The sequence below is a fragment of the Actinotalea soli genome (assembly GCF_017565425.1).
Classification (GTDB): domain Bacteria; phylum Actinomycetota; class Actinomycetes; order Actinomycetales; family Cellulomonadaceae; genus Actinotalea; species Actinotalea soli.
On sequence record NZ_JAGEMK010000003.1, the window covers coordinates 25,247 to 45,627 of the forward strand.

The 20,381-nt window shown below is 73.9% G+C and carries 20 protein-coding genes; all 20 read right to left on the reverse strand.

Features of this window, described 5'->3' with window-relative positions; genetic code table 11:
* Positions 1-52: 52 nt before the first annotated feature.
* Positions 53-376, reverse strand: a complete 324-nt coding sequence (locus tag J4G33_RS07030) for a DUF2469 domain-containing protein (protein ID WP_208055249.1) — start codon at positions 374-376, stop codon at positions 53-55.
* A complete protein-coding gene (locus tag J4G33_RS07035; RefSeq protein WP_372435032.1) occupies positions 373-1,200 on the reverse strand; it encodes a ribonuclease HII in 828 nt (275 codons plus the stop codon). The genes J4G33_RS07030 and J4G33_RS07035 overlap by 4 nt, the downstream gene beginning before the upstream one ends.
* Positions 1,197-2,000 carry a signal peptidase I gene (lepB, locus tag J4G33_RS07040; protein ID WP_307793791.1) on the reverse strand — a complete coding sequence of 268 codons (804 nt, stop codon included), beginning with the start codon at positions 1,998-2,000 and terminating at the stop codon, positions 1,197-1,199. The genes J4G33_RS07035 and lepB overlap by 4 nt, the downstream gene beginning before the upstream one ends.
* A 106-nt stretch (positions 2,001-2,106) precedes the next feature.
* Positions 2,107-2,472 carry a 50S ribosomal protein L19 gene (rplS, locus tag J4G33_RS07045; protein WP_208055610.1) on the reverse strand — a complete coding sequence of 122 codons (366 nt, stop codon included), beginning with the start codon at positions 2,470-2,472 and terminating at the stop codon, positions 2,107-2,109.
* Between the two features lie 149 nt (positions 2,473-2,621).
* Positions 2,622-3,437: a tRNA (guanosine(37)-N1)-methyltransferase TrmD gene (gene trmD, locus J4G33_RS07050; protein ID WP_208055250.1), complete on the reverse strand. Its 816-nt coding sequence runs from the start codon at positions 3,435-3,437 to the stop codon at positions 2,622-2,624.
* 1 nt (position 3,438) lies between these two features.
* A complete protein-coding gene (gene rimM / locus J4G33_RS07055) occupies positions 3,439-3,990 on the reverse strand; it encodes a ribosome maturation factor RimM (RefSeq protein ID WP_208055251.1) in 552 nt (183 codons plus the stop codon).
* Between the two features lie 100 nt (positions 3,991-4,090).
* On the reverse strand, positions 4,091-4,330 hold the full coding sequence (locus J4G33_RS07060) for an RNA-binding protein (RefSeq protein ID WP_208055252.1): 240 nt from the start codon (positions 4,328-4,330) through the stop codon (positions 4,091-4,093).
* Positions 4,330-4,779 carry a 30S ribosomal protein S16 gene (gene rpsP, locus J4G33_RS07065; protein ID WP_208055253.1) on the reverse strand — a complete coding sequence of 150 codons (450 nt, stop codon included), beginning with the start codon at positions 4,777-4,779 and terminating at the stop codon, positions 4,330-4,332. The genes J4G33_RS07060 and rpsP overlap by 1 nt, the downstream gene beginning before the upstream one ends.
* 202 nt (positions 4,780-4,981) lie before the next feature.
* Complete coding sequence (locus J4G33_RS07070; RefSeq protein WP_208055254.1) at positions 4,982-6,130, reverse strand: amidohydrolase family protein; 1,149 nt, start codon at positions 6,128-6,130, stop codon at positions 4,982-4,984.
* 24 nt (positions 6,131-6,154) lie between these two features.
* Positions 6,155-7,774: a signal recognition particle protein gene (ffh, locus tag J4G33_RS07075; RefSeq protein ID WP_208055255.1), complete on the reverse strand. Its 1,620-nt coding sequence runs from the start codon at positions 7,772-7,774 to the stop codon at positions 6,155-6,157.
* 44 nt (positions 7,775-7,818) lie between these two features.
* Positions 7,819-9,714 carry a [protein-PII] uridylyltransferase gene (locus J4G33_RS07080; protein ID WP_208055256.1) on the reverse strand — a complete coding sequence of 632 codons (1,896 nt, stop codon included), beginning with the start codon at positions 9,712-9,714 and terminating at the stop codon, positions 7,819-7,821.
* Between the two features lie 55 nt (positions 9,715-9,769).
* Positions 9,770-10,108, reverse strand: a complete 339-nt coding sequence (locus J4G33_RS07085; RefSeq protein WP_208055257.1) for a P-II family nitrogen regulator — start codon at positions 10,106-10,108, stop codon at positions 9,770-9,772.
* Positions 10,105-11,385 (reverse strand): ammonium transporter, encoded by a 1,281-nt coding sequence (locus J4G33_RS07090; protein WP_208055258.1) that lies wholly within the window; start codon positions 11,383-11,385, stop codon positions 10,105-10,107. Before J4G33_RS07090 ends, J4G33_RS07085 begins: the two co-directional genes overlap by 4 nt.
* Positions 11,386-11,624: 239 nt before the next feature.
* A complete protein-coding gene (ftsY, locus tag J4G33_RS07095) occupies positions 11,625-12,773 on the reverse strand; it encodes a signal recognition particle-docking protein FtsY (protein WP_208055259.1) in 1,149 nt (382 codons plus the stop codon).
* 32 nt (positions 12,774-12,805) lie between these two features.
* Positions 12,806-13,153, reverse strand: a complete 348-nt coding sequence (locus J4G33_RS07100) for a hypothetical protein (RefSeq protein WP_208055260.1) — start codon at positions 13,151-13,153, stop codon at positions 12,806-12,808.
* 97 nt (positions 13,154-13,250) lie between these two features.
* Positions 13,251-16,868, reverse strand: a complete 3,618-nt coding sequence (gene smc / locus J4G33_RS07105) for a chromosome segregation protein SMC (protein ID WP_208055261.1) — start codon at positions 16,866-16,868, stop codon at positions 13,251-13,253.
* A 10-nt stretch (positions 16,869-16,878) separates the two neighbouring features.
* On the reverse strand, positions 16,879-17,319 hold the full coding sequence (gene ndk / locus J4G33_RS07110; RefSeq protein WP_208055262.1) for a nucleoside-diphosphate kinase: 441 nt from the start codon (positions 17,317-17,319) through the stop codon (positions 16,879-16,881).
* A gap of 22 nt (positions 17,320-17,341) precedes the next feature.
* The gene (locus J4G33_RS07115) at positions 17,342-17,782 is read right to left on the reverse strand and encodes a DUF4233 domain-containing protein (RefSeq protein WP_307793792.1); all 441 of its coding nucleotides are present in this window, start codon (positions 17,780-17,782) and stop codon (positions 17,342-17,344) included.
* 9 nt (positions 17,783-17,791) lie between these two features.
* Positions 17,792-19,519: an MDR family MFS transporter gene (locus tag J4G33_RS07120; RefSeq protein WP_307793793.1), complete on the reverse strand. Its 1,728-nt coding sequence runs from the start codon at positions 19,517-19,519 to the stop codon at positions 17,792-17,794.
* A 150-nt stretch (positions 19,520-19,669) separates the two neighbouring features.
* The gene (locus J4G33_RS07125; RefSeq protein WP_208055263.1) at positions 19,670-20,305 is read right to left on the reverse strand and encodes a TetR/AcrR family transcriptional regulator; all 636 of its coding nucleotides are present in this window, start codon (positions 20,303-20,305) and stop codon (positions 19,670-19,672) included.
* Positions 20,306-20,381: the final 76 nt, after the last annotated feature.

Sequence of the window (20,381 nt, forward strand, 5' to 3'; positions counted from 1 at the left end):
GGCCCCCGCGGGAGGACCGCAGGCCCCGGGGCGGGCCCTGGGCCCGCGCCGGTCAGCGGCGGAAGCCGCCGCCCTCGGGGAGGTCGAGGTCAGCCTTGGCGAGCTCCTCGACGTTGACGTCCTTGAAGGTCACCACCCGGACCGACTTCACGAAGCGCGCGGACCGGTACACGTCCCAGACCCACGCGTCGTTGAGGCCCACCTCGAAGTAGACCTCCCCGGCCGCCGACCGCACCTGCAGGTCCACCTGGTTGGCGAGGTAGAACCGCCGCTCGGTCTCCACGACGTAGGAGAACAGGCCCACGACGTCGCGGTACTCGCGGTAGAGGGCGAGCTCCATGTCGGTCTCGTAGTTCTCCAGGTCCTCCGCGCTCACGCCTCCATCATGGACCATGCCGGACCCGTCCCCGTCGTCGGCTCGTCCACCGGCAGCCGCCAGCTGCGACGGTGCAGCACCGACGGGCCGTGCTCACGTAGGGCGCGGACGTGGTCGGCCGAGCCGTAGCCCTTGTTCCCGCCCCACCCGTACTCCGGGTGGTCCTCCGCCACCCTCGCCATGAGCGCGTCGCGCTCGCACTTGGCGAGCACGCTCGCCGCGGCCACCGACGCGCACGCCAGGTCGGCCTTGATCCGGGTCCGCACCGCCGGACCGGGCCGCGTCGGGTCGAGCCCTGGGCGGTCGAGCGGTGTGCAGTCACGCACCGTGGTGTCGGGCAGCGTGCGGTCGGGCGGCGTGCCGTCACGCCGACCGGGCGCGACTGACGTCGCCCCGGGGAGGAGGGTGAGGGTCCCGTCGAGCAGGTCCGGCTGGGCGGGGAGGCTCAGCCAGTCGTGCGACCCGTCGAGCAGGACGAGGTCGACGGGGACCTCGAGCTGGGCGAGCGCCCGGCGGCCGGCCAGGCGCAGGGCGGCGATGATCCCGAGCGCGTCGATCTCCTCGGGCTGGGCATGACCGACAGCCCGGGCCAGGCCCCAGCGCCCGAGGGCGGGCAGCAGCCGGGTGCGCGCCGCGGGGCTCAGGAGCTTGGAGTCAGCGACCCCGGGCGGGCAGGCGCGCGTCGTGAGGTCGACCGCGACGACGCCCACGCTCACCGGTCCGGCCAGTGCCCCCCGCCCGACCTCGTCCATCCCTGCGACGACGCGGGCGCCGCCGCGGAGCAAGGCCCGCTCGTGACGCAGGTCGGGACGGCGACGTGTCACGGGACCTCCGCGAAGGTCTCTCCGGGGTTGCGCAGCAGGGTCCAGCGGTCGGCTGGCCAGACCGTCACGAAGGCGACGCCCACGACGTTGTCGAGCGGGACGCTCCCGCCGCCAGGGTCTCCCTGCTTGTAGCGCGAGTCCTGGGAGTTCTGCCGGTTGTCGCCCATGACCCACAGGCCACCCGCCGGCACGGTCAGCGAGAACTCCATCTCGCTGGGTTCCGAGCCGGCCGCGAGGTACGGCTCGTCGATCGCGACCCCGTTGACGAGGAGCCGCCCGTCGGCGTCGCAGCACTCGACGGTGTCCCCGGGCAGCGCGACGACCCGCTTGATGAGGTGCTCCCCCGAGTCCTGGGGCAGCAGGCCGATGAAGGTCAGCCCCTCGGTGAGCGCCTCGCGCCACGCCGGCTGGGGTGCGGTGGGCTGGGTGGGTAGCCAGCCCCCCGGGTCCTTGAAGACGACGACGTCGCCGCGGCTCACGTCGAGGGGTCCCGGCGCGAGCTTGGTCACGAGCACCCGGTCGCCGACCGCGAGGGTGTCCTCCATCGAGCTGCTCGGGATGAAGAAGGCCTGCACCAGGAAGGTCTTGATGATCAGGGAGAGCACGAGGGCGCTCACGACGATGACGAGGGACTCCCGCAACCAGGCCCCCGCCCCACCTCGCGGGCGGCTCCGCCCGTGCCGCGCCGGCGCCCCGTCCTCCCGGTCGGTGCCCTCCGCGCCGGTGGGGCCGGGCAGGCCCGGCTGGTGCGCACGGCCCAGACCGGGGGTCGGGGCCGGGGTGCTGGAGGGGCTCGTCACGGGACAACTCTGCCATGCCGGGGCTCCCTGCCCCGAGCGCCGGGCCCGGGGACGACGACGGGCGGCCACCCGGAGGTGACCGCCCGTCTGCCGAGACGTGAGCTGCTCAGCCCTTCTTGGGGGCAGGCGTCTCGCGCTTCTCCTTGATCTTGGCCTTCTTGCCGCGGAGCTTGCGGAGGTAGTACAGCTTCGCGCGGCGGACGTCACCGCGGGTCACGACCTCGATGGACTCCAGGGTCGGGGAGTGCACCGGGAAGGTGCGCTCGACACCCACGCCGAAGCTGACCTTGCGGATGGTGAAGGTCTCGCGGACGCCGCCGCCCTGCCGGGCGATCACGACGCCCTGGAACGCCTGCACGCGAGAGCGGCTGCCCTCGACGACGTTGACGTTGACCTTCAGGGTGTCCCCGGGACGGAAGTCCGGGACGTCCGAGCGCAGCGATGCTGCGTCGACCGAGTCCAAAATGTGCATGGTGGTCACTTCCCCGCCCTGCCACAGGTCAGGCGCGTCATCACGGGCAGCAGAGCTGCCTCGCCGGATCGGGTACGGGTGCGTCAACGCTCGAGAGCTGCCGTGACCGCCTCCCCTGTGGCAGAGACGCGGCGACGCACACCAGCAGGTCAGTCTGCCACACCCCCGGGCGGGGACACGACTCGCAGGCCTTCGTCGCCGACCTCCCAGCCCAGCTCGGCGAGGATGTCGCGGTCCCGGCGGTCCAGGTCCTCGACGGCCAGCCGCTCGATGAGGTCGGGACGTCGCCGCGCCGTCCGCTCGAGGGCCTGGTCCCGGCGCCAGCGCTCGATCCGGGCGTGATGCCCCGAGAGCAGCACCTCGGGGACCTCGTGCCCGCGCCACTCCGGCGGACGCGTGTACACCGGGTACTCGAGGGTGCCTGCGGCACCGTGCGACTCCTCGACGAGCGAGGCCGGGTTGCCCACCATCCCCGGCAGCAGCCGCGCCACGGCCTCGACCAGCACCAGGGCGGCGACCTCGCCGCCGTTGAGCACGTAGTCACCCAGCGAGAGCTCGGTCACGGCCACGCCGCGACCGCGGTAGTGCTCGGCGACCCGGGCGTCGATCCCCTCGTAGCGCCCGCAGGCCACCACGACGTGCGGCACGGTCGCCAGTCGCTCGGCCGTGCGCTGGTCCAGAGGGAGGCCCGACGGGGTCGGCACCACGAGCTCGACCTCTCCCGGATGCGCCTGCGCGCCGCCGAGCACGTCGTCGAGGGCCTCCCCCCAGACGTCGGGCCGCATGACCATCCCCGCACCCCCACCGAGGGGGCTGTCGTCGACCGTGCGGTGGCGGTCGTGCGCCCAGTCCCGCAGGTCGTGGACCCGCAGGTCCAGGAGCCCGGTCCGGCGGGCCTTGCCCACCAGGGACAGCTCGAGCGGCGCGAGGTACTCGGGGAAGATCGAGACGACGTCGATCCGCACGTCAGCCCTCGTCCGTCGGGCCGGTCCCGGGCCGAGCCTCCTCAGCCGGTCCGTCGGCTGCGAGCAGGCCCTGCGGCGGGTCGAGCACGACACGTCCCCCGGGGACGTCGACCACCGGGACGATGGCCCGCACGAACGGGACCAGCGTGCGCTGACCGCCCGTCTCGAGGACCACCAGTGCGTCCTGGGCCGGGAGGTGCTCGAGCCCCACGACCTCGCCGACCACCGTGCCGTCGGTCCGTTCGGCCCGCAGCCCCGCGAGCTCGTGGGGGTACCACGCGTCCTCCTCGTCGGACTCCTCGACCTCGACGACGAGCTCGACCCCGCGCAGGGCCTCCGCGGCCGAACGGTCCTCGACCTGCGCGAACGACACGTACCAGCGGCCCGACAGGTCCCGGGTGCGCTCGACGGTGAGCGGGCCCGCTGAGGCCGGCCGGGTGCGAAGGACCGCCCCGACGGCGAAGCGCTCGGCCGGGGTGTCGGTCCGCACGTCCAGGCCGACCTCCCCGCGCAGGCCGTGCGCGCGGCCGACGGTGGCGACGGTGAGCTCCATGAGGTCCTCTCGAGGTCCCGGGGCACCGGGGATCAGGGGTGGGGCGGACGACGAAGGCCCGGGCCCCAGGGTAGGGGACCGGGCCTTCGAGGGGTCGTGCTCAGCGGCGGTCGACGTCCACGACGTCGACCCGCACCGAGCCGTCCGGGGACATCGCGTTGACCACGGTGCGCAGGGCACGTGCGGTCCGGCCGCTGCGGCCGATCACCCTGCCGAGGTCCTCGGGGTGGACCCGGACCTCGAGGAGCTCCCCGCGACGCAGCGAGCGCGCACTCACCTGGACGTCGTCCGGGTGGTCCACGATGCCGCGGACGAGGTGCTCCAGGGCGTCGGCGAGCATCAGGCCTGCTCCTCCGCGGAGTCGTCGGACTCGGCCTCGGGCGCGGCGGCCGCGGCCTTGTCAGCGGCGGCCTTCTGCTCCGACGCCTTGGCCTTGGCCTTCTCGGCGGCCTCGGCAGCGGCGGCGATCGCCGCAGCGGCACCGGCCTCGCCCGAGGACTCCTTGACCCGCAGGGTGCCCTCGGTGCCCGGGAGGCCCTTGAACTTCTGCCAGTCGCCCGTGATCTTGAGCAGGGCGGTGACCTGCTCGGAGGGCTGTGCACCGACGCCGAGCCAGTACTGCGCCCGGTCCGAGTCGATCTCGATGAACGAGGGCTCCTCGGTGGGGTGGTACTTGCCGATCTCCTCGATCGCACGACCGTCCCGCTTGGTGCGCGAGTCGGCGACGACGATGCGGTAGTACGGCGCTCGGATCTTGCCGAGGCGCTTCAGACGGATCTTGACGGCCACTGTGGTGGTCTCTCCTGGTTCTGCTGGGGCGGTCACCGCGCGCCGTCCTGTGGGGTAGGCGAGGCGAGGCGACCTGAGGACACGGCGTCGTCCGGTAGAGGGGCCGAGCGCGCCGGGTACAGCGGGCCATTCTGCCAGATGCTGAGGCCTGCGTCGCACCACCCCTCGCACGGCCCGGTCGGGGCCGGTCAGGGCCGGTCGCTCACCGTCCCCGTCCCGCGACGACGGCACCACCGAGCACCACCGCGGAGGGCTCCTCGAGCACGGCGACGTCGCGGCGAGGATCCCGCGGGTAGACCACCAGGTCGGCCGGAGCGCCCTCGACGAGCGCCGGCACGCCGAGGTACTCCCGGGCGCGCCAGCTGGCCATCGCCACTACCTCGGCGGCCGGGACGCCGGCCGCGACCAGCTCGGCCGCCTCGGCCGGGAGCCTGCCGTGGGCGATGGTGCCCCCCGCATCCGTCCCGACGAGCAGCCGGACCCCCGCCTCGTGCAGGGCACGGACGTGCTCGTAGCGGCGTTCGTGCATCGCGCGCATCCGCGCCGCGAAGCGCGGGTAGCGAGGGTCTGCCTGGGCCGCGATCTCGGCGAACCTCTCCACCTGGAGCAGGGTCGGCACGACCGGGACCCCCCGACGAGCGACCTCGGCCGTGAGCTCAGGGGTCAACCCGGTGCCGTGCTCGAGGCAGTCCACGCCGGCCGCGAGGAGGGCCGGCAGGGCCTCGGTCGAGAAGACGTGCGCCGTCACCCGGGCACCGGCCTCGTGGGCAGCGGCGACGGCCTCGGCCAGGAGGTCGTCGGGCCAGAGCGGACGCAGGTCCCCCTCGGCTCCCAGGTCGCGGTCGATCCAGTCGGCGACCAGCTTGACCCACCCGTCGCCGCGTCGGGCCTCCTCGGCAGCCGCGGCAGGCAGGTCCCGCACGTCCTGGAGCTCTCGGCCGTAGTGCCGCAGGTAGCGCTTCGGGCGGGCCAGGTGACGGCCCGCCCGCAGCAGCCGGGGCAGGTCGGGGCGTCCGTCGACCCAGCGCGTGTCCGCAGGGGATCCCGCGTCGCGCACGAGCAGGGTGCCGGCGTCGCGGTCCGCCACGGCCTGCTGCTCGGCGGTGGCCCGGTCGACCGGCCCCGACTCCCCCAGACCGATGTGGCAGTGCACGTCGACCAGCCCGGGAACCGCCCAGCCCTCGAGGACATCGGGGGCTGCTGCGCGCCGACCCCGGGGAGGCTCGAACGTGACGCGCCCGTCGAGGACCCAGAGGTCCTCGACCTCGCTGCCGTCGCCGAGCAGGACCCGGCCACGGACGTGCAGCGGCCGCCCACCGGTCGGGTCGGCCTCAGGGCGGGGTTCGCGCACCGTGATCACCAGGAGAGGTCGAGGTCAGCGTCCGAGGAACTTGTCGAACCCCGGGGGCAGGTCGAGGGCAGCGGGGTCCGGCTCGGCCGGCTTGCCACCCCCGAGCCCGAAGGCCGACCCGGCCGGACCCGCAGGAGCCTGGCCGGCCGCGCGCAGGGCCGCCTCCTTCTCCTGCTGAGCCCGCTTGGCCGGGTTGCCCGACTTGCCCTTGCGCCCCTTCTTGGGCTGCGGGGCGGAGCGACCCCGGGACTTCTTGCCTCCCATGCCGGGCAGCGAGCCCATGCCGGGCGGCATCCCTGGCACTCCCCCGCCCCGGGCCATCTGCTTCATCATCTTCTGCGCCCCGGCGAACCGCTCGAGCAGCTGGTTCACGTCGGTCGCGGTGGTGCCCGAACCCCGCGCGATGCGGGCTCGTCGAGACCCGTTGATGATCTTGGGGCTCCGGCGCTCGGCGGGGGTCATCGAGCGGACGATGGCCTCGATGCGGTCGACCTCACGCTCGTCGAAGTTCTCGATGGCCTCACGCATCTGGCCCATGCCCGGCATCATGCCGAGCATCTTCTTCATCGAGCCCATCTGCTTGAGGCCCTGCATCTGGGTGAGGAAGTCCTCGAGGGTGAAGTCCTCACCGCTCGCGAGCTTGCCCGCCATGGCCTCGGTCTGCTCGGCGTCGAAGGCACGCTCGGCCTGCTCGATGAGCGAGAGCACGTCGCCCATGTCGAGGATGCGCGAGGCCATCCGGTCCGGGTGGAAGACCTCGAAGTCGGTGAGCTTCTCACCGGTCGAGGCGAACATGATCGGGCGGCCGGTCACGCTCGCGACCGAGAGGGCCGCGCCACCACGGGCGTCGCCGTCGAGCTTGGACAGCACGACCCCTGTGAACCCGACACCGTCCGCGAAGGCCTGCGCCGTGACGACGGCGTCCTGGCCGATCATCGCGTCGATCACGAAGAGGATCTCGTCAGGCCGGACGGCGTCGCGGATGTCCGCGGCCTGCTGCATCATCTCCGCGTCGACGCCGAGACGCCCTGCGGTGTCGACGATGAGCACGTCGTGCTGGCGGTTCCGGGCGGTGGCGAGGCCCTCGCGGGCGACGGCGACGGGGTCCGCCGCCGGGGCGATCTCGACCCCGCCCTCGCTGCTCTCCTGGGCCCCCGGGTGGGGCGCGAAGACCGGGACGCCAGCCCGCTCCCCGACCACCTGGAGCTGGGTCACCGCGTTGGGTCGCTGGAGGTCGGCGGCGACCAGCAGCGGGGTGTGGCCCTGCTCGCGCAGATGCCGGGCCAGCTTGCCCGCGAGGGTCGTCTTGCCCGCACCCTGCAGACCCGCGAGGAGGATCACCGTGGGCGGGGTCTTCGCGAAGGCCAGCGGTCGCTGCTCCCCGCCGAGGACGGTGACGAGCTCCTCGTTGACGATCTTGACGACCTGCTGAGCGGGGTTGAGGGCCCCCGAGACCTCGACCGAGAGGGCACGCTCGCGCACCCGTCCTGTGAAGCCGCGGACCACGCTCACCGCGACGTCGGCGTCGAGCAGGGCACGACGGATCTCGCGCACGGTGGCGTCGATGTCCGCCTCGGACAGGCGACCGCGGCTGCGCAGGTTCTTGAAGGTCGCGGTCAGACGGTCGGACAGCGTGGCGAACACGAAGGGGACCTCACCAGGCGCTAGGCGTGCAGGGGCGCTCCAGCCTACCCGTCGTGCCCCTCCTCGCCCGGCACGACGTCCTCCCCCGCTGCGGGACGCACCGTGCCGTCCGCTGCCGGACGCGGGGTCGGCACCTCAGCACGTGGGGATGGCGCCCCCTCCTCGAGGGCGCGCCGGGCGCGGCCGGTGAGGTCGTCGACGAGCCGCGCCCGCCACGGCGTCCAGGCCGTCGGGCCGGCCGCCGAGGCGTCGGCCTCGGTGAGCTGGCGGAGCAGGTCGAGCATGTCGGCGCGGTGGTCGACGGCCGCCAGCAGCGCCGCGACGGTCGCGGGGTCCTCGGGGTCACGCTGCGTGGCCAGCTCCGCGAGGGTGAGGTGGTGGCGCACGAGCAGGGTCACGTCCCGCACCTCGGCCTCCTCGACCCCCATCCGCTCGAGGACGACCGGCGCGATGGCGGCACCCTCGACGCTGTGGTCGGTGGCCCCGGCCCGCTTGCCGATGTCGTGCAGCAGCGCGGCGAGGAGCAGGGTCTGCCCGCTGCTCCCCGGAGCTCGACGCCCCCGACCGGCCCTGGCCACGGTCTCGATCAGGTGGCGGTCCACCGTGTGGCGGTGGATCGGGGAGCGTTGCGGCCGGTTGCGCACCCCGGTCCACTCCGGGATCCAGCGGGTCACGACCCCGGCGAGGTCGAGGGTCTCCCAGACCGGGATCTGTGCCGGACCGGCCCCGAGGAGCTGCAGCAGGTGGGCTCGTGCCCCGACCGGCCAGGGCACGGGGAGCTCGGGGGTCCTCGCGAGGCTGTCGATCGTGACCGGTGAGAGCGGCAGACCTGTCCGGGCCGCTGCCGCCGCCGCTCGCAGGCTCAGCAGCGGCTCGTCCTCGGGACGGACGCCGGCCGCGAGCACGAGCTCGCCGTCGTGCTCGACGAGACCGTCCCCGACCGACCGGAGCCGGGGGGCGGTCCGGCGGCCCCGCACGAGCACCGGGCGGCGCAGGGACGGGCGGGCGAGGGCCTGGCGGGCGTGCCGCACCGTGGTGTCCAGGGAGTAGGAGATCGTCCGTCCGGCCTCGGCCAGCCCCGCGAGGAGGTCGTCGGCGTCCCCGACGCCGAGGCGCTCAGCGACCTCCTCCTGGTCCGCGCGCAGCAGGCGGTTGGTCGAGCGACGGGTGACGACCTGCAGGGCGTCGCGCACGTCGAGCAGGTGCGCGTAGGCCTCGTCGAGACGGCCGTGCGGGCGGTCGGTGAGCCAGGTGGCCGCGAGGGCGAAGACCACGACGGCGTCGCGGATCCCGCCCCGGGCCTCCTTGAGGTCCGGCTCGACGAGGTAGGCCAGCTCCCCGGAGCGCTCCGCGCGCGTCTTGGTCGTGGCGAGCAGCTCGGGGAGCCGTCGCCGGGCCGCCGAGCGCCAGTCGGTCAGCAGGGCGGTCCGGGCCCGGTGCACGACCGTGCGGTCCCCCGCCAGGTGCCGCAGGTCGAGCAGCCCGACCGCGGCGGGCAGGTCCGCCGAGGCCACCCTGCGGCACTGCGACAGCGACCTGACCGAGTGGTCGAGGTCGAGCCCGGCGTCCCAGATCGGGTACCAGAGCCGCTCGGCCACCCGCGCCACCGTCGCGTCGTCGTGGGTGCGCCCGTCGTGGACGAGCAGGAGGTCGAGGTCGCTCGCCGGCGAGGCGTCCGAGCGCCCGAGGCTCCCGACCGCACCGAGGGCGAGCCCGTCGGTGGTGGTGAGGTCCGCCACGACGTCGTGCCAGAGCTCAGCGAGCCGGCGCGAGGCCAGCTGGGAGAGCGCGGTACGTCGGACGGTGCCGTCGCTCCCAGGGCCGGTCATGCGGGCCGCGAGGTCGAGCCGGTCGACCCGGAGGTCCCGGACCCCCCTGCGGGAGTCCGGGACCTCGGGGTCTGGTTCGGCGACCACCGGCCCGAGCGGTCCGTGCTGCATGGTGCCCCCTCGAGCCGTCGTGCTGGTGATGGCGCCCAGGGGCGCCGGGTGATGCCTAGAGCGCTGCCGAGCCGTGCTCGCCGGTGCGCACCCGCGCCACGTCGTCCACGGGCACGGTCCACACCTTGCCGTCACCGATCTTGCCGGTCTGCGCCGCACCGACGATCACGTCGGTCACGCTCGCCGCGTCCTCGTCGTCGACCAGGACCTCGACCCGCACCTTGGGGATCAGGTCGACCGTGTACTCGGCCCCCCGGTACACCTCGGTGTGGCCACGCTGACGGCCGTAGCCGCTCGCCTCGCTCACGGTCATCCCACGGATGCCCGCAGCCTCCAGGGCCGACTTCACGTCGTCCAGCCGGTGCGGCTGGATCACTCCCGTGACCAGCTTCATGCCTTCACCTCCGTCGTCTTGCGAGCCCCACCGAGGGTCTCGTAGCCCGCCTCGCCGTGCACGGCGAGGTCGATGCCGCTGACCTCGGACTCCTCGCTGACCCGCCACCCGAGGGTGGCCTTGAGGCCGAGGGCGATCACCAGGGTGACCACGGCGGAGAGCGCCATGGCAACCGCGGCGATGATGATCTGGACCAGCGTGAGCTCGAAGCCCCCGCCGTAGAACAGGCCGCCGTCAGTCGCGAGGAACCCGATGAGGATGGTGCCCACGAGACCACCGACGAGGTGGACGCCGACGACGTCGAGCGAGTCGTCGTAGCCGAACTTGTACTTGAGGCCCACCGCCAGGGCGCAGAGCGCACCGGCGACCAGCCCGAGGACGATCGAGCCGACCGGGCTCAGCGAGCCGGCTGCCGGGGTGATCGCCACGAGACCGGCGACGATGCCCGAGGCCGCTCCGAGGGAGGTGGCGTGACCGTCGCGGATCTTCTCCGTGACGAGCCAGCCCAGGATGGCCGCGCAGGCCGCCGTGGTCGTGTTGACCCAGGCGAGGCCCGCGACGCCGTCGGCTCCGTAGGCCGAGCCGGCGTTGAACCCGAACCAGCCGAACCAGAGCAGACCGGCACCGAGCATGACGAACGGGAGGTTGTGCGGCCGCATCGGCTCCCTGCCGAAGCCCTTGCGCTTGCCGACGACGAGCGCCAGCACGAGGGCCGCGACGCCGGCGTTGATGTGGACCACGGTGCCACCGGCGAAGTCCACCGGCTCGGCGATGCCGGCGAACGGGCCGTCACCGCTCAGCAGGCCGCCGCTCCACACCATGTGCGCCATGGGGAAGAACGCGAAGGTCACCCAGAGCCCCGCGAAGACGAGCCAGGTGCCGAACTTCACGCGCTCGGCGAGGGCGCCGCTGATCAGGGCCACGGTGATGATCGCGAAGGTGGCCTGGAAGCCGACGTCGACGATGATCGGCAGCCCGCCGTCGATGACGGCCTCTCCGTTCTCGTCGAAGACCCCACCGCCTCCGAGCCCGAACTGCTCGAACGGGTTCGCGAAGAACCCGCCGACGCTCTCCGAGCCGTAGGACATCGACCAGCCCCAGAGCACGTAGATGACGCCCACGACGCCCATCGCGCCGAAGGACATCATCATCATGTTGAGCACGGCCTTGCCGCGCACCATCCCACCGTAGAAGAACGCCAGTCCTGGCGTCATGAGCAGCACGAAGGATGCCGAGACCAGCATCCACGCCGTGAGGCCCGAGTCCAACTCAGCCATAGAGATCGCCTCTCCCCTCGCCAGCCGGGCGGCTGGTCGGGGACAACCTTCCCGAGCCGCTGTTTCCTCGCGGCTCGGGGGCGGTTACGGCTCGGTGACAAGACCGTCGGTGATGTGAACGGGAGGTTTCGGTCGGCCGAGACCGTTCCGGGGGGTGGACGGTCGGCCTGCCAGGTGGACGACGTGAGGGGCCGTCGTCCCGGCGGGGAGCCGGCCCTGGACGCCCCGGGGCGAGGCCCTCAGGCCTCGAGCAGGCCGTCCACGAACGCCTCGGGCTCGAAGGGCGCGAGGTCGTCGGGCCCCTCACCGAGCCCGACGAGCTTGACCGGCACCCCGAGCTCGCGCTGCACGGCCACCACGATGCCACCCTTCGCCGTGCCGTCGAGCTTGGTCAGGACGATGCCCGTCACCCCGGCGACCTCGGCGAAGACCCGGGCCTGGTTGAGGCCGTTCTGGCCCGTCGTCGCATCGAGGACCAGCAGCACCTCGCTCACCGGGGCCGACCGGGACAGCACCCGGGTGATCTTCCCGAGCTCGTCCATGAGGCCGGCCTTGTTCTGGAGCCGACCCGCCGTGTCGACCAGGACGACGTCGACCGCGTCCTCCCGACCGCGGCGCACCGCGTCGAAGGCCACCGCTGCAGGGTCTCCCCCGTCGCGCTCGGCCCGGACGGTCGGGACCCCGACCCGTGCGCCCCAGGTCTGGAGCTGGTCGGCAGCGGCCGCGCGGAACGTGTCGGCGGCCCCCAGGACGACCGAGCTGCCCTCGGCGACGAGGACGCGGGCGAGCTTGCCGACCGTCGTCGTCTTGCCGGTGCCGTTGACCCCGACCACCAGGACCACGGCCGGGTGCGGAGCCCCCTCCGCGTCGGTCACGGGGGTGGTGCTGAGGGAGCGGTCGAGGGTCGGGTCGACGAGGGCCAGCAGCTGGCTGCGCAGCAAGTCCCGGACCGCGCCGGGCTCACGGACGCCCAGCACGCGGACCCGCTCACGGAGCTGGTCCACGAGCTCCCCGGTCGGCCCGGCCCCGACGTCGGCCAGGAGCAGGGTCTCCTCGATCTCGTCCCAGTCGTCCTCGCTGAGGTGGTCCCGGGACAGGACGGTGAGCAGGCGGGAGCCCAGCGGGGAGCCCGAGCGGGCGAGCCGCTCACGGAGCCTGGCCATGCGCCCGGCGACCGGCTCGGGGCTCTCGAGGGACGGGGCCTCGGGGGCTCTCGGCGCCTCGGGCTCGACCGTCTGGGTGGGGGTCGGGGTCGACGGGTCCGGAAGGGTCGGCTCCTGGGTACCGCCCGGGCGCCGCGACCGGCGGCTCCGGACTCCGAGGTAGCCCAGCCCCGCCAGGAGCAGGGCGGGCAGGCCGACGAGGAGGAGATCGCTGAGCTCGTTCACCGCAGCAGTCTCTCAGTCATCGACCGGCGGCGTCAGCGACGGACGGCGTGACCCGACTCCCGCAGGGCCTTCGAGGCCCGCTCGACCGGGACCAGCAGGTCACGGGTCGAGAGGTAGGCCTGCTGCGTCGGGACCTCGCCGTACCCCAGGGAGAAGAGGTCGTCGAGGGATCCGGCATCGGCGGCCTCGTCGTCGGACTCCTCGCGCATGGTCGCGACCAGACCGGGTCGGGGGTGCTCGGCGTCGCGACGCAGCCCCGCCCGGAGGTCGCGCAGGAACTGGCGCGGACCGCCGCCGTCCACGCCGAGCGCGCCCGCGATCGCCATCACGAGGACGGCGGCGAGAAGGGCGAGAACGGTCCAGACGACGACGGGTGCCATGTCTCCAGTATCGGCACCCGTCGACCCGTTCCGTAGGCGGCCCACAGGGCCGGCCATGATCGCCACAGGATCTCCACACGGGGAGGGTGACCGGACCTCAGGCCGGGCTGTCCTCACGCAGGCGCTGGCTGATGACGGTGGTGACACCGTCGCCGCGCATGGTCACCCCGTACAGCGCGTCGGCGATCTCCATGGTGCGCTTCTGGTGCGTCACGACGATGAGCTGGCTGTCCTCCTGGAGCTCCCGGAAGATCTCCAGCAGTCGACCCAGGTTCGTGTCGTCGAGGGCTGCCTCGACCTCGTCCATGACGTAGAACGGGCTGGGCCGCGCCTTGAAGATCGCCACGAGGAGGGCGACCGCGGTGAGCGAGCGCTCCCCGCCCGAGAGCAGCGAGAGGCGCTTCACCTTCTTGCCTGCCGGACGGGCCTCGACCTCGATGCCCGTCGTCAGCATGTCCCCCGGCTCGGTGAGGACCAGGCGCCCCTCGCCCCCGGGGAAGAGGCGGCCGAAGACGCGCTCGAACTGCACCGCGGTGTCCCGGTACGCCTCGGCGAAGACCTGCTCGACCCGCTCGTCGATCTCCCGGACGATCTGGAGCAGGTCGGTGCGAGACCGCTTGAGGTCCGCGAGCTGGGTGGTCAGGAAGGTGTGGCGCTCCTCGAGGGCCGCGAACTCCTCGAGGGCCAGGGGGTTGACCCGGCCGAGGAGCGCGAGGGCTCGTTCGGCAGCGCGGAGCCGCTTCTCCTGCTCGGCGCGCACGTAGGGCACGGTCCGTGGGGCCGGCTCGGCGTCGACCGCCTCGCCCTCCCCGTCCGCCCCGGCACGGCCGGTCTCGGACGTTCCGGGCCCGGGGACGTCGATCACGGGGACGGGCCGGTCCGGGCCGAACTCCTCGACGAGCACCTGCGGGTCCAGACCGAGCTCCTCGACCGAGCGGGTCTGGAGCTGCTCGATGCGCAGGGCCTGCTGGGCCCGGGCCACCTCGTCCCGGTGCGCGACGTCGGTCAGCTCGCCGAGCTCGGTGGCCCAGCGCTCGGCCTCGGCCCGTACCGTGACGAGCTCGGCGTCCCGAGCGGCGCGCTCCCGCTCGGCAGCCTCCCGCTCCTCGGCCGCCCGCCGCAGCGACTCCTCGAGGGCCACGAGGGCCCGGTCGGCCCCGAGGCGCACGGCCTCGGCCCGGCGAGCCTGCTCGGCCCGCTGCCGGGCACGCTCGGACGCGCGCTGCTGGGCCTCCCGCTCGGCGGCGGCCGCCCGCTCGAGGGACTGCGCCCGCCCGGCCAGGGCCCGCGCACGCTCCTCGCTGGTCCGCAGGGTCAGTCGGGCCTCGGTCTCGCGGGACCGCGCGGCCGCGGCCTGAGCCGCGGCCTGGTCCCGCTCGGCGGTCGCCGTCTCGATCTGGTCGTCGGACTCGGCCGGGTCGGCCTCGGCACGCTCGAGCCGGTCCGCGAGGTCGGCCAGCTCGGTCTGATCGGTGCCCTGGCGCTCGGCCGCCGCGGCGAGGGCCTTCTCGGCCCGTTCGGCCTCGGCACGGGCCGACCTCGCTGCGGAGCCGAGGTGCCCGAGCTGCTCGGCGACCGCCGCGAGAGCGGCGTCCGACTCGTGCAGCCGTTCGAGGGTCGCCTCGTGCCGGGCCCGGGCCTCGGTCTCGGCGGCCTCGGCCGAGGCGAGCTCGAACCTCGTCCGCTCGCCCTGGGAGACCGCGGCGGCCAGGCGCGAGCGCGCGTCGTCGAGGGCGCTCTGCAGCTCGAGGGCGCTGGGGCCGCCGGCCGAGCCGCCGGCTGCGCGCACGGCCCCCAGGACGTCCCCCGCCGAGGTCACGGCGGTCAGCTCGGGGCGCGCGGCGACCAGGGCCCGGGCGCGGGCGAGGTCCTCGACGACGACGACCCCGGCGAGCAGCCGCGCGACCGCGGTGCCGAGGGCCGCGCTCGGGTGGACAAGGTCGACAGCGGGTACCGCCCCCGGGGGCAGCCCGGTGGGCGGCTCAGGGGCCTGGTCGCCCGCGCGGCCGGCGACGACCAGGCCCGCACGACCTGCGTCGTCGGTGCGCAGGCGGCGCAGGGCGTCGACCGCGGCGTCCACCGACTCGACGACCACGGCCTCGGCGGCGACCCCCAGGGCTGCGGCGACCGCCTCCTCGTGCCCGGCCTCGACCCCGACGAGGGCGGCGACCGAGCCGAGCACCCCGGCGAGGTCCTCGGCCGCGAGCAGGGCCCCGGCGCCGTCCTTGCGGACCAGGCTCATCTCGAGGGCCTCGACCTTGGCGCTCCAGGTCGCGCGGTCCCGGTCGGCGACCTGGGCGGCCTCGCGCAGCGCGACCAGACGCGCCTGGGCCTGCTCGAGGGCCTCGACCGCACGTTCGTGCTCGGCGTCGAGCCCCTCCTCGCCCTCCTCGGCCCCGGCCACCTGGGCCTCGAGAGCCGCGAACTCGACGTTGGCCTCGTGCCCGCGGCGCTCGGCCTCGGCGAGGTTCTCCCGGAGCCGGCCGATCTCGGCCTCGGTGGCCTCGAGCCGACTCCGGCGGGCAGCGACCTGACCGGCCAGCCGGGCGAGCCCCTCGCGGCGGTCCGCGACCGCCCGCTGCAGGTCGGCGACCCGACGCTCGGCCTCCCGGGCGGTGGTCTCGAGCTCGGTGCGCTGGGTGACCGCGGCCGTGACCGCGGCCTGGGCGAGCTCGACCTCGGTCACGAGCTCGGCCTCGGCGGCCCTGGCGCGCTGGGCCTGGGCCTCGAGGTCCGCCGGGTCGCGGCCCGAGGACTCCTCGACCGCAGAGCCCAGCAGGCGGAGCCGTTCGGAGGCCAGGGTGGACACGCCCCGGAGCCGCTCGCGCACCGAGGAGAGCCGGTACCAGACCTCGCTCGCCTCGGAGAGCTCCGGGGCCGCCGCCGCGGCTGCCGCCTCGAGGGCCGCGAGCCGCGTCCGCGCGGCTGCCAGGCCCTGCTCGACCTCGGCCCGTCGCTCGCGCAGGGCGCTCTCGTCGGCGAGCTCCTGCTCGAGGGTCGCGCTGAGCTGGGCCAGGTCGTCGGCCAGCAGCCGGGCGCGGGCGTCCCGCAGGTCGGCCTGGACGGTCTGGGCGCGGCGCGCGACCTGGGCCTGCTTGCCGAGGGGACCGAGCTGACGGCGGATCTCGGAGGTCAGGTCGGTGAGCCGGGTGAGGTTGGCCTGCATCGCGTCGAGCTTGCGGAGCGCCTTGTCCTTGCGCTTGCGGTGCTTGAGGACCCCGGCGGCCTCCTCGATGAAGCCGCGACGGTCCTCGGGGGTCGCCCGCAGCACCTGGTCGAGCTGCCCCTGCCCGACGATGACGTGCATCTCACGGCCGAGCCCCGAGTCCGAGAGCAGGTCCTGGATGTCCAGGAGCCGGCACGAGGACCCGTTGATCGCGTACTCCGAGCCCCCGCTGCGGAACAGGGTCCGCGAGATGGTGACCTCGGTGTAGTCGATCGGCAGGGCGCCGTCGGTGTTGTCGATCGTGAGGCTGACCTCGGCGCGGCCCAGGGGCGGACGCCCCGAGGTGCCCGCAAAGATGACGTCCTCCATCTTGCCGCCCCGCAGGGACTTGGCCCCCTGCTCCCCCATCACCCAGGACAACGCGTCGACCACGTTGGACTTGCCCGAGCCGTTGGGCCCGACGACGCAGGTGACCCCGGGCTCGAACCTCAAGGTCGTCGCCGAGGCGAAGGACTTGAAGCCCCGCAGGGTCAGCGTCTTGAGGTGCACGGGGCAGAGCCTAGGAGGCGGCGGGGGCCAGCTCCGGGAACCACAGCCCGATCTCGCGGGCGGCGGACTCGGTCGAGTCCGACCCGTGGACGAGGTTCTGGGTCACGGCCAGGCCCCAGTCCCGCCCGAGGTCGCCACGGATGGTGCCCGGGGCTGCGGTGGTCGGGTCGGTCGTGCCCGCCAGGCTCCGGAAGCCCTCGATGGCCCGGTGGCCCTCGACGACCACGGCGGCGACCGGGCCCGAGCCCATGAACTCGACCAGGGGCGCGTAGAAGGGCTTGCCCTCGTGCTCGGCGTAGTGGGCGCCCAGCAGGTCGTCGTCGGCGGTGCGCAGGTCGAGGGCGACCAGCGTGTACCCCTTGGCCTCGATGCGACGCAGGACCTCTCCCACCAGGCCGCGGCGGACGCCGTCGGGCTTGACCAGGACGAGGGTGCGCTCAGCTGCAGTCATGGGGCAACCCTAGCGGGGAGTCTCAGGAGCCCGTGACCAGCTGTCCGCGCTCGCGTCGCTCACGGTCGATGCGTCCCCCGAGGCGCAGGGCCACGACCCACAGCACCACGAAGATCCCGCCGACCACGAACATCATGGGCAGGGCGAGGCCGGTGAGCAGCACGGCCACCTGCAGCACGGACCCGACGACGTACCCCCCGGGCCACCGGAGCATCCCCGCGGCGAGGACCAGGGACAGGACGAGCGCCCCGCCGACCCCCCACAGGACGGACCCGGGGGCGAGCCGCAGGCCGTAGCCGGTCAGCGTCGCGAAGACCACGACGAAGGCCTCGAGCACCAGGATCGTCGACGCGAACTGGTGGCGCGCCGAGCGCAGCGGGCGCGGTGCGCCGTCCTCGGGCTCGCCGACCGGCCCGGTCTGCTCGGGTCCGGGCTGCCCAGGTCCGGTCTGCTCAGCGCTCACCCTGCCAGGCTACCGGCGCGGGGCCCCGTCCTCGGCCGAGGGGACCCCCGGGGCATCTCCCTCCGCCACGATTACCACTCCTCCAGGCTCCTGCGTGGCGGAGGCTGCAGCCGCGGAAGGAGCACCCGCGGCCTCGGCGACCACCTCGGCCGCGGCGGGGGCGGCAGAGACCGCCTCGCCCCGAGCCACCATCCCGGCGACGTCGGACAGCGGCACCTCGCGCAGGAGCAGCGTCAGCCCGAAGCCCACCGCCACGAGGGGCACGAGATACCAGAAGGCGGGAGCGAGGGCGTCGGCGAAGGCGTTCACCACGCCGTCGCGCACCTCGTCGGGGAGCTCGGCCACCAGGGCCGGGGTCAGCGAGGTCGCCCCCTCCCCCGCGCCGGTCGCGCCTGCGGGGAACAGCGGCTCGAGGCGCTCGGTCAGCCGGCCCGTGAAGATGGTGCTGAACAGCGCGACGCCCACGGCGGCGCCGATCTCCCGGAAGAAGTTGTTCGCGCTCGTCGCGGTGCCGATCTCGTGGGGGTCGACCGAGTTCTGCACTGCCAGCACGATGGTCTGCATGACCAGTCCCAGGCCGGCCCCGAGGACGAAGATCATCATGCCGAAGAGCAGCATCGAGATGTCGCCGGTGAGCCGGGTCAGCCAGACCAGGCCCAGGGTCGCCACGGCCATGCCGACGATCGGGTAGCGCCGGTAGCGACCCGTGCGGGTGATCGCGAACCCCGAGGCGATGGCCGTGATCATGACCCCGACCATCATCGGGAGCATGAGGAACCCGGACTGGGTGACCCCTGCCCCGGTGGCCATCTGCAGGAAGGTCGGCAGGAAGGTCAGTGCCGCGAACATGCCCGAGCCGATGATGAACCCGATGGTCGTGGCGATCGCGAAGGTGCGGTTGCGGAACAGGTGCAGAGGCAGGAGGGGCTCCTGCGCGCGCTGCTCCACCCGGACGAAGGCCACGGCGGCGAGCACGGTGCCGATGACGAGGGCCAGCAGCCGGGGGTCGGACCAGTCGTAGCCGCCGTCGGCCGCGTCGCTGAAGCTCTCCCAGGAGGTCGCGAGCACGAGGCCCGAGGTCGCGAGGACCATGAGGACGATCCCGGCGAGGTCGATCGTGCGTCCTGAGCGGTGGCTCGGCAGTCGCAGCGCGAACCAGGCGACCGCGAACGCCCCGATCCCGATCGGCACGTTGATCCAGAAGGCCCAGCGCCACGTCAGGTGGTCGGTGAAGAACCCGCCGAGGAGCGGACCGACGACGGCCGCGATGCCGAACAGGGCACCCATCGGCCCCATGTACCTGCCACGCTCCTTGGCCGGCACGATGTCGGCGATGATCGCCTGCGAGAGGATCATCAGACCGCCGCCACCCAGCCCCTGGACCGCTCGCCAGATCACGAGCTCGGTGAAGGAGCCCGCGAGGGCGGCCCCGACCGAGGCCAGGGTGAACAGGCCGATGGCCGCGAGGAACGGGTACCGACGACCCCACAGGTCGCCGAACTTCCCGTACAGGGGCATGACGACCGCGACCGCGAGGATGTACGCCGTCACGAGCCAGCCCTGGTGCTCGACCCCGTCGAGCTCACCGACGATCGTCGGCATGGCGGTGCCCAGGATCGACTGGTCCAGGGAGGACAGGAACATGCTGGCCATGAGCGCCCCGAAGATCACCCAGACGGTGCGGGGGGTCAGGACGACGAGGGGCGCGCCCTCGGCGCGGGTGGGGGTGGCGGACACGGGAGACCTCGATCGGCGAGCGGGTGGCGCCGACGTCGACGGACGCAGGCGTGGGTGCGGGAGGGCTCGGCGCTGAGCCGACGCCGGAGGACGTTGCGGCGGGACTGACCCGCTCGAGTCGAGACGGCGAGCCCGGGCCCGCCCGGTCGGTCAGTCGTCGCGGATGAGGTCACGCAGCTCGGCGAGCACCTGAGGGACCGCGTCGCGGACCTCGCCGTGGCCGCCGTCGGCGTCCCAGCGGACGTAGGCCGCCCGCGTGAGGGTGAGCACCACCAGGGTGAGCATCTCCGCCCGGGGGCTCCCGGGGTCGGTACCGAGGCGCTCGCCCACGACGGCCGCGACCTGCTGGTGGTGCTGCTCCATCTGCATCACCTGCCGCCCCAGCAGGCGGGGCTCGGAGCGGGCGATCTCCATCGCGAGGGCGACCCGGCGGCGCCCGATCCCCTGACGGCCCACCAGCCCCGTGACCAGGTGCCCGAGGTCGGACGAGAGCCGGCCCGTGGGGCCGCCCGTCGCGAAGGCCTGCGCGACGTCGGCGTCGAGGGCCCACGGGCCGTGGCCGAGCACGGCGCCGTCCTTGGAGTCGAAGTAGTTGAAGAAGGTGCGCGTCGAGACCCCCGCCTCGGCGCAGATGGCATCCACCGTCACACCGTCCAGACCGTGCTCCTGGACCAGGCGCTGCGCCGCGTCGATCAGCGCCTCGCGGCGCGCCTGCTTCTTGCGCTCGCGCAGCCCCGGAGCGGGGTCGCGCTCCTCGGACTCCGGGGCACGGGGATCATCCTTCACGCCATGCATCTTTGCATTGACTGCAGAATTGCACCAGGTGCAGCTCGTGTGACCTGCGCCTCGTGAGGCGTCGTGC

Bases quoted from the DNA above. Each gene is read 5' to 3' on its own strand.
- rplS (WP_208055610.1), bottom strand. From the start codon at position 2,472: ATGCACATTTTGGACTCGGTCGACGCAGCATCGCTGCGCTCGGACGTC.
- rimM (WP_208055251.1), bottom strand. From the start codon at position 3,990: ATGGAGCTCACCGTCGCCACCGTCGGCCGCGCGCACGGCCTGCGCGGG.
- J4G33_RS07060 (WP_208055252.1), bottom strand. From the start codon at position 4,330: ATGCTCGCCGACGCCCTGGAGCACCTCGTCCGCGGCATCGTGGACCAC.
- J4G33_RS07080 (WP_208055256.1), bottom strand. From the start codon at position 9,714: ATGCAGCACGGACCGCTCGGGCCGGTGGTCGCCGAACCAGACCCCGAG.
- J4G33_RS07085 (WP_208055257.1), bottom strand. From the start codon at position 10,108: ATGAAGCTGGTCACGGGAGTGATCCAGCCGCACCGGCTGGACGACGTG.
- J4G33_RS07090 (WP_208055258.1), bottom strand. From the start codon at position 11,385: ATGGCTGAGTTGGACTCGGGCCTCACGGCGTGGATGCTGGTCTCGGCA.
- J4G33_RS07100 (WP_208055260.1), bottom strand. From the start codon at position 13,153: ATGGCACCCGTCGTCGTCTGGACCGTTCTCGCCCTTCTCGCCGCCGTC.
- ndk (WP_208055262.1), bottom strand. From the start codon at position 17,319: ATGACTGCAGCTGAGCGCACCCTCGTCCTGGTCAAGCCCGACGGCGTC.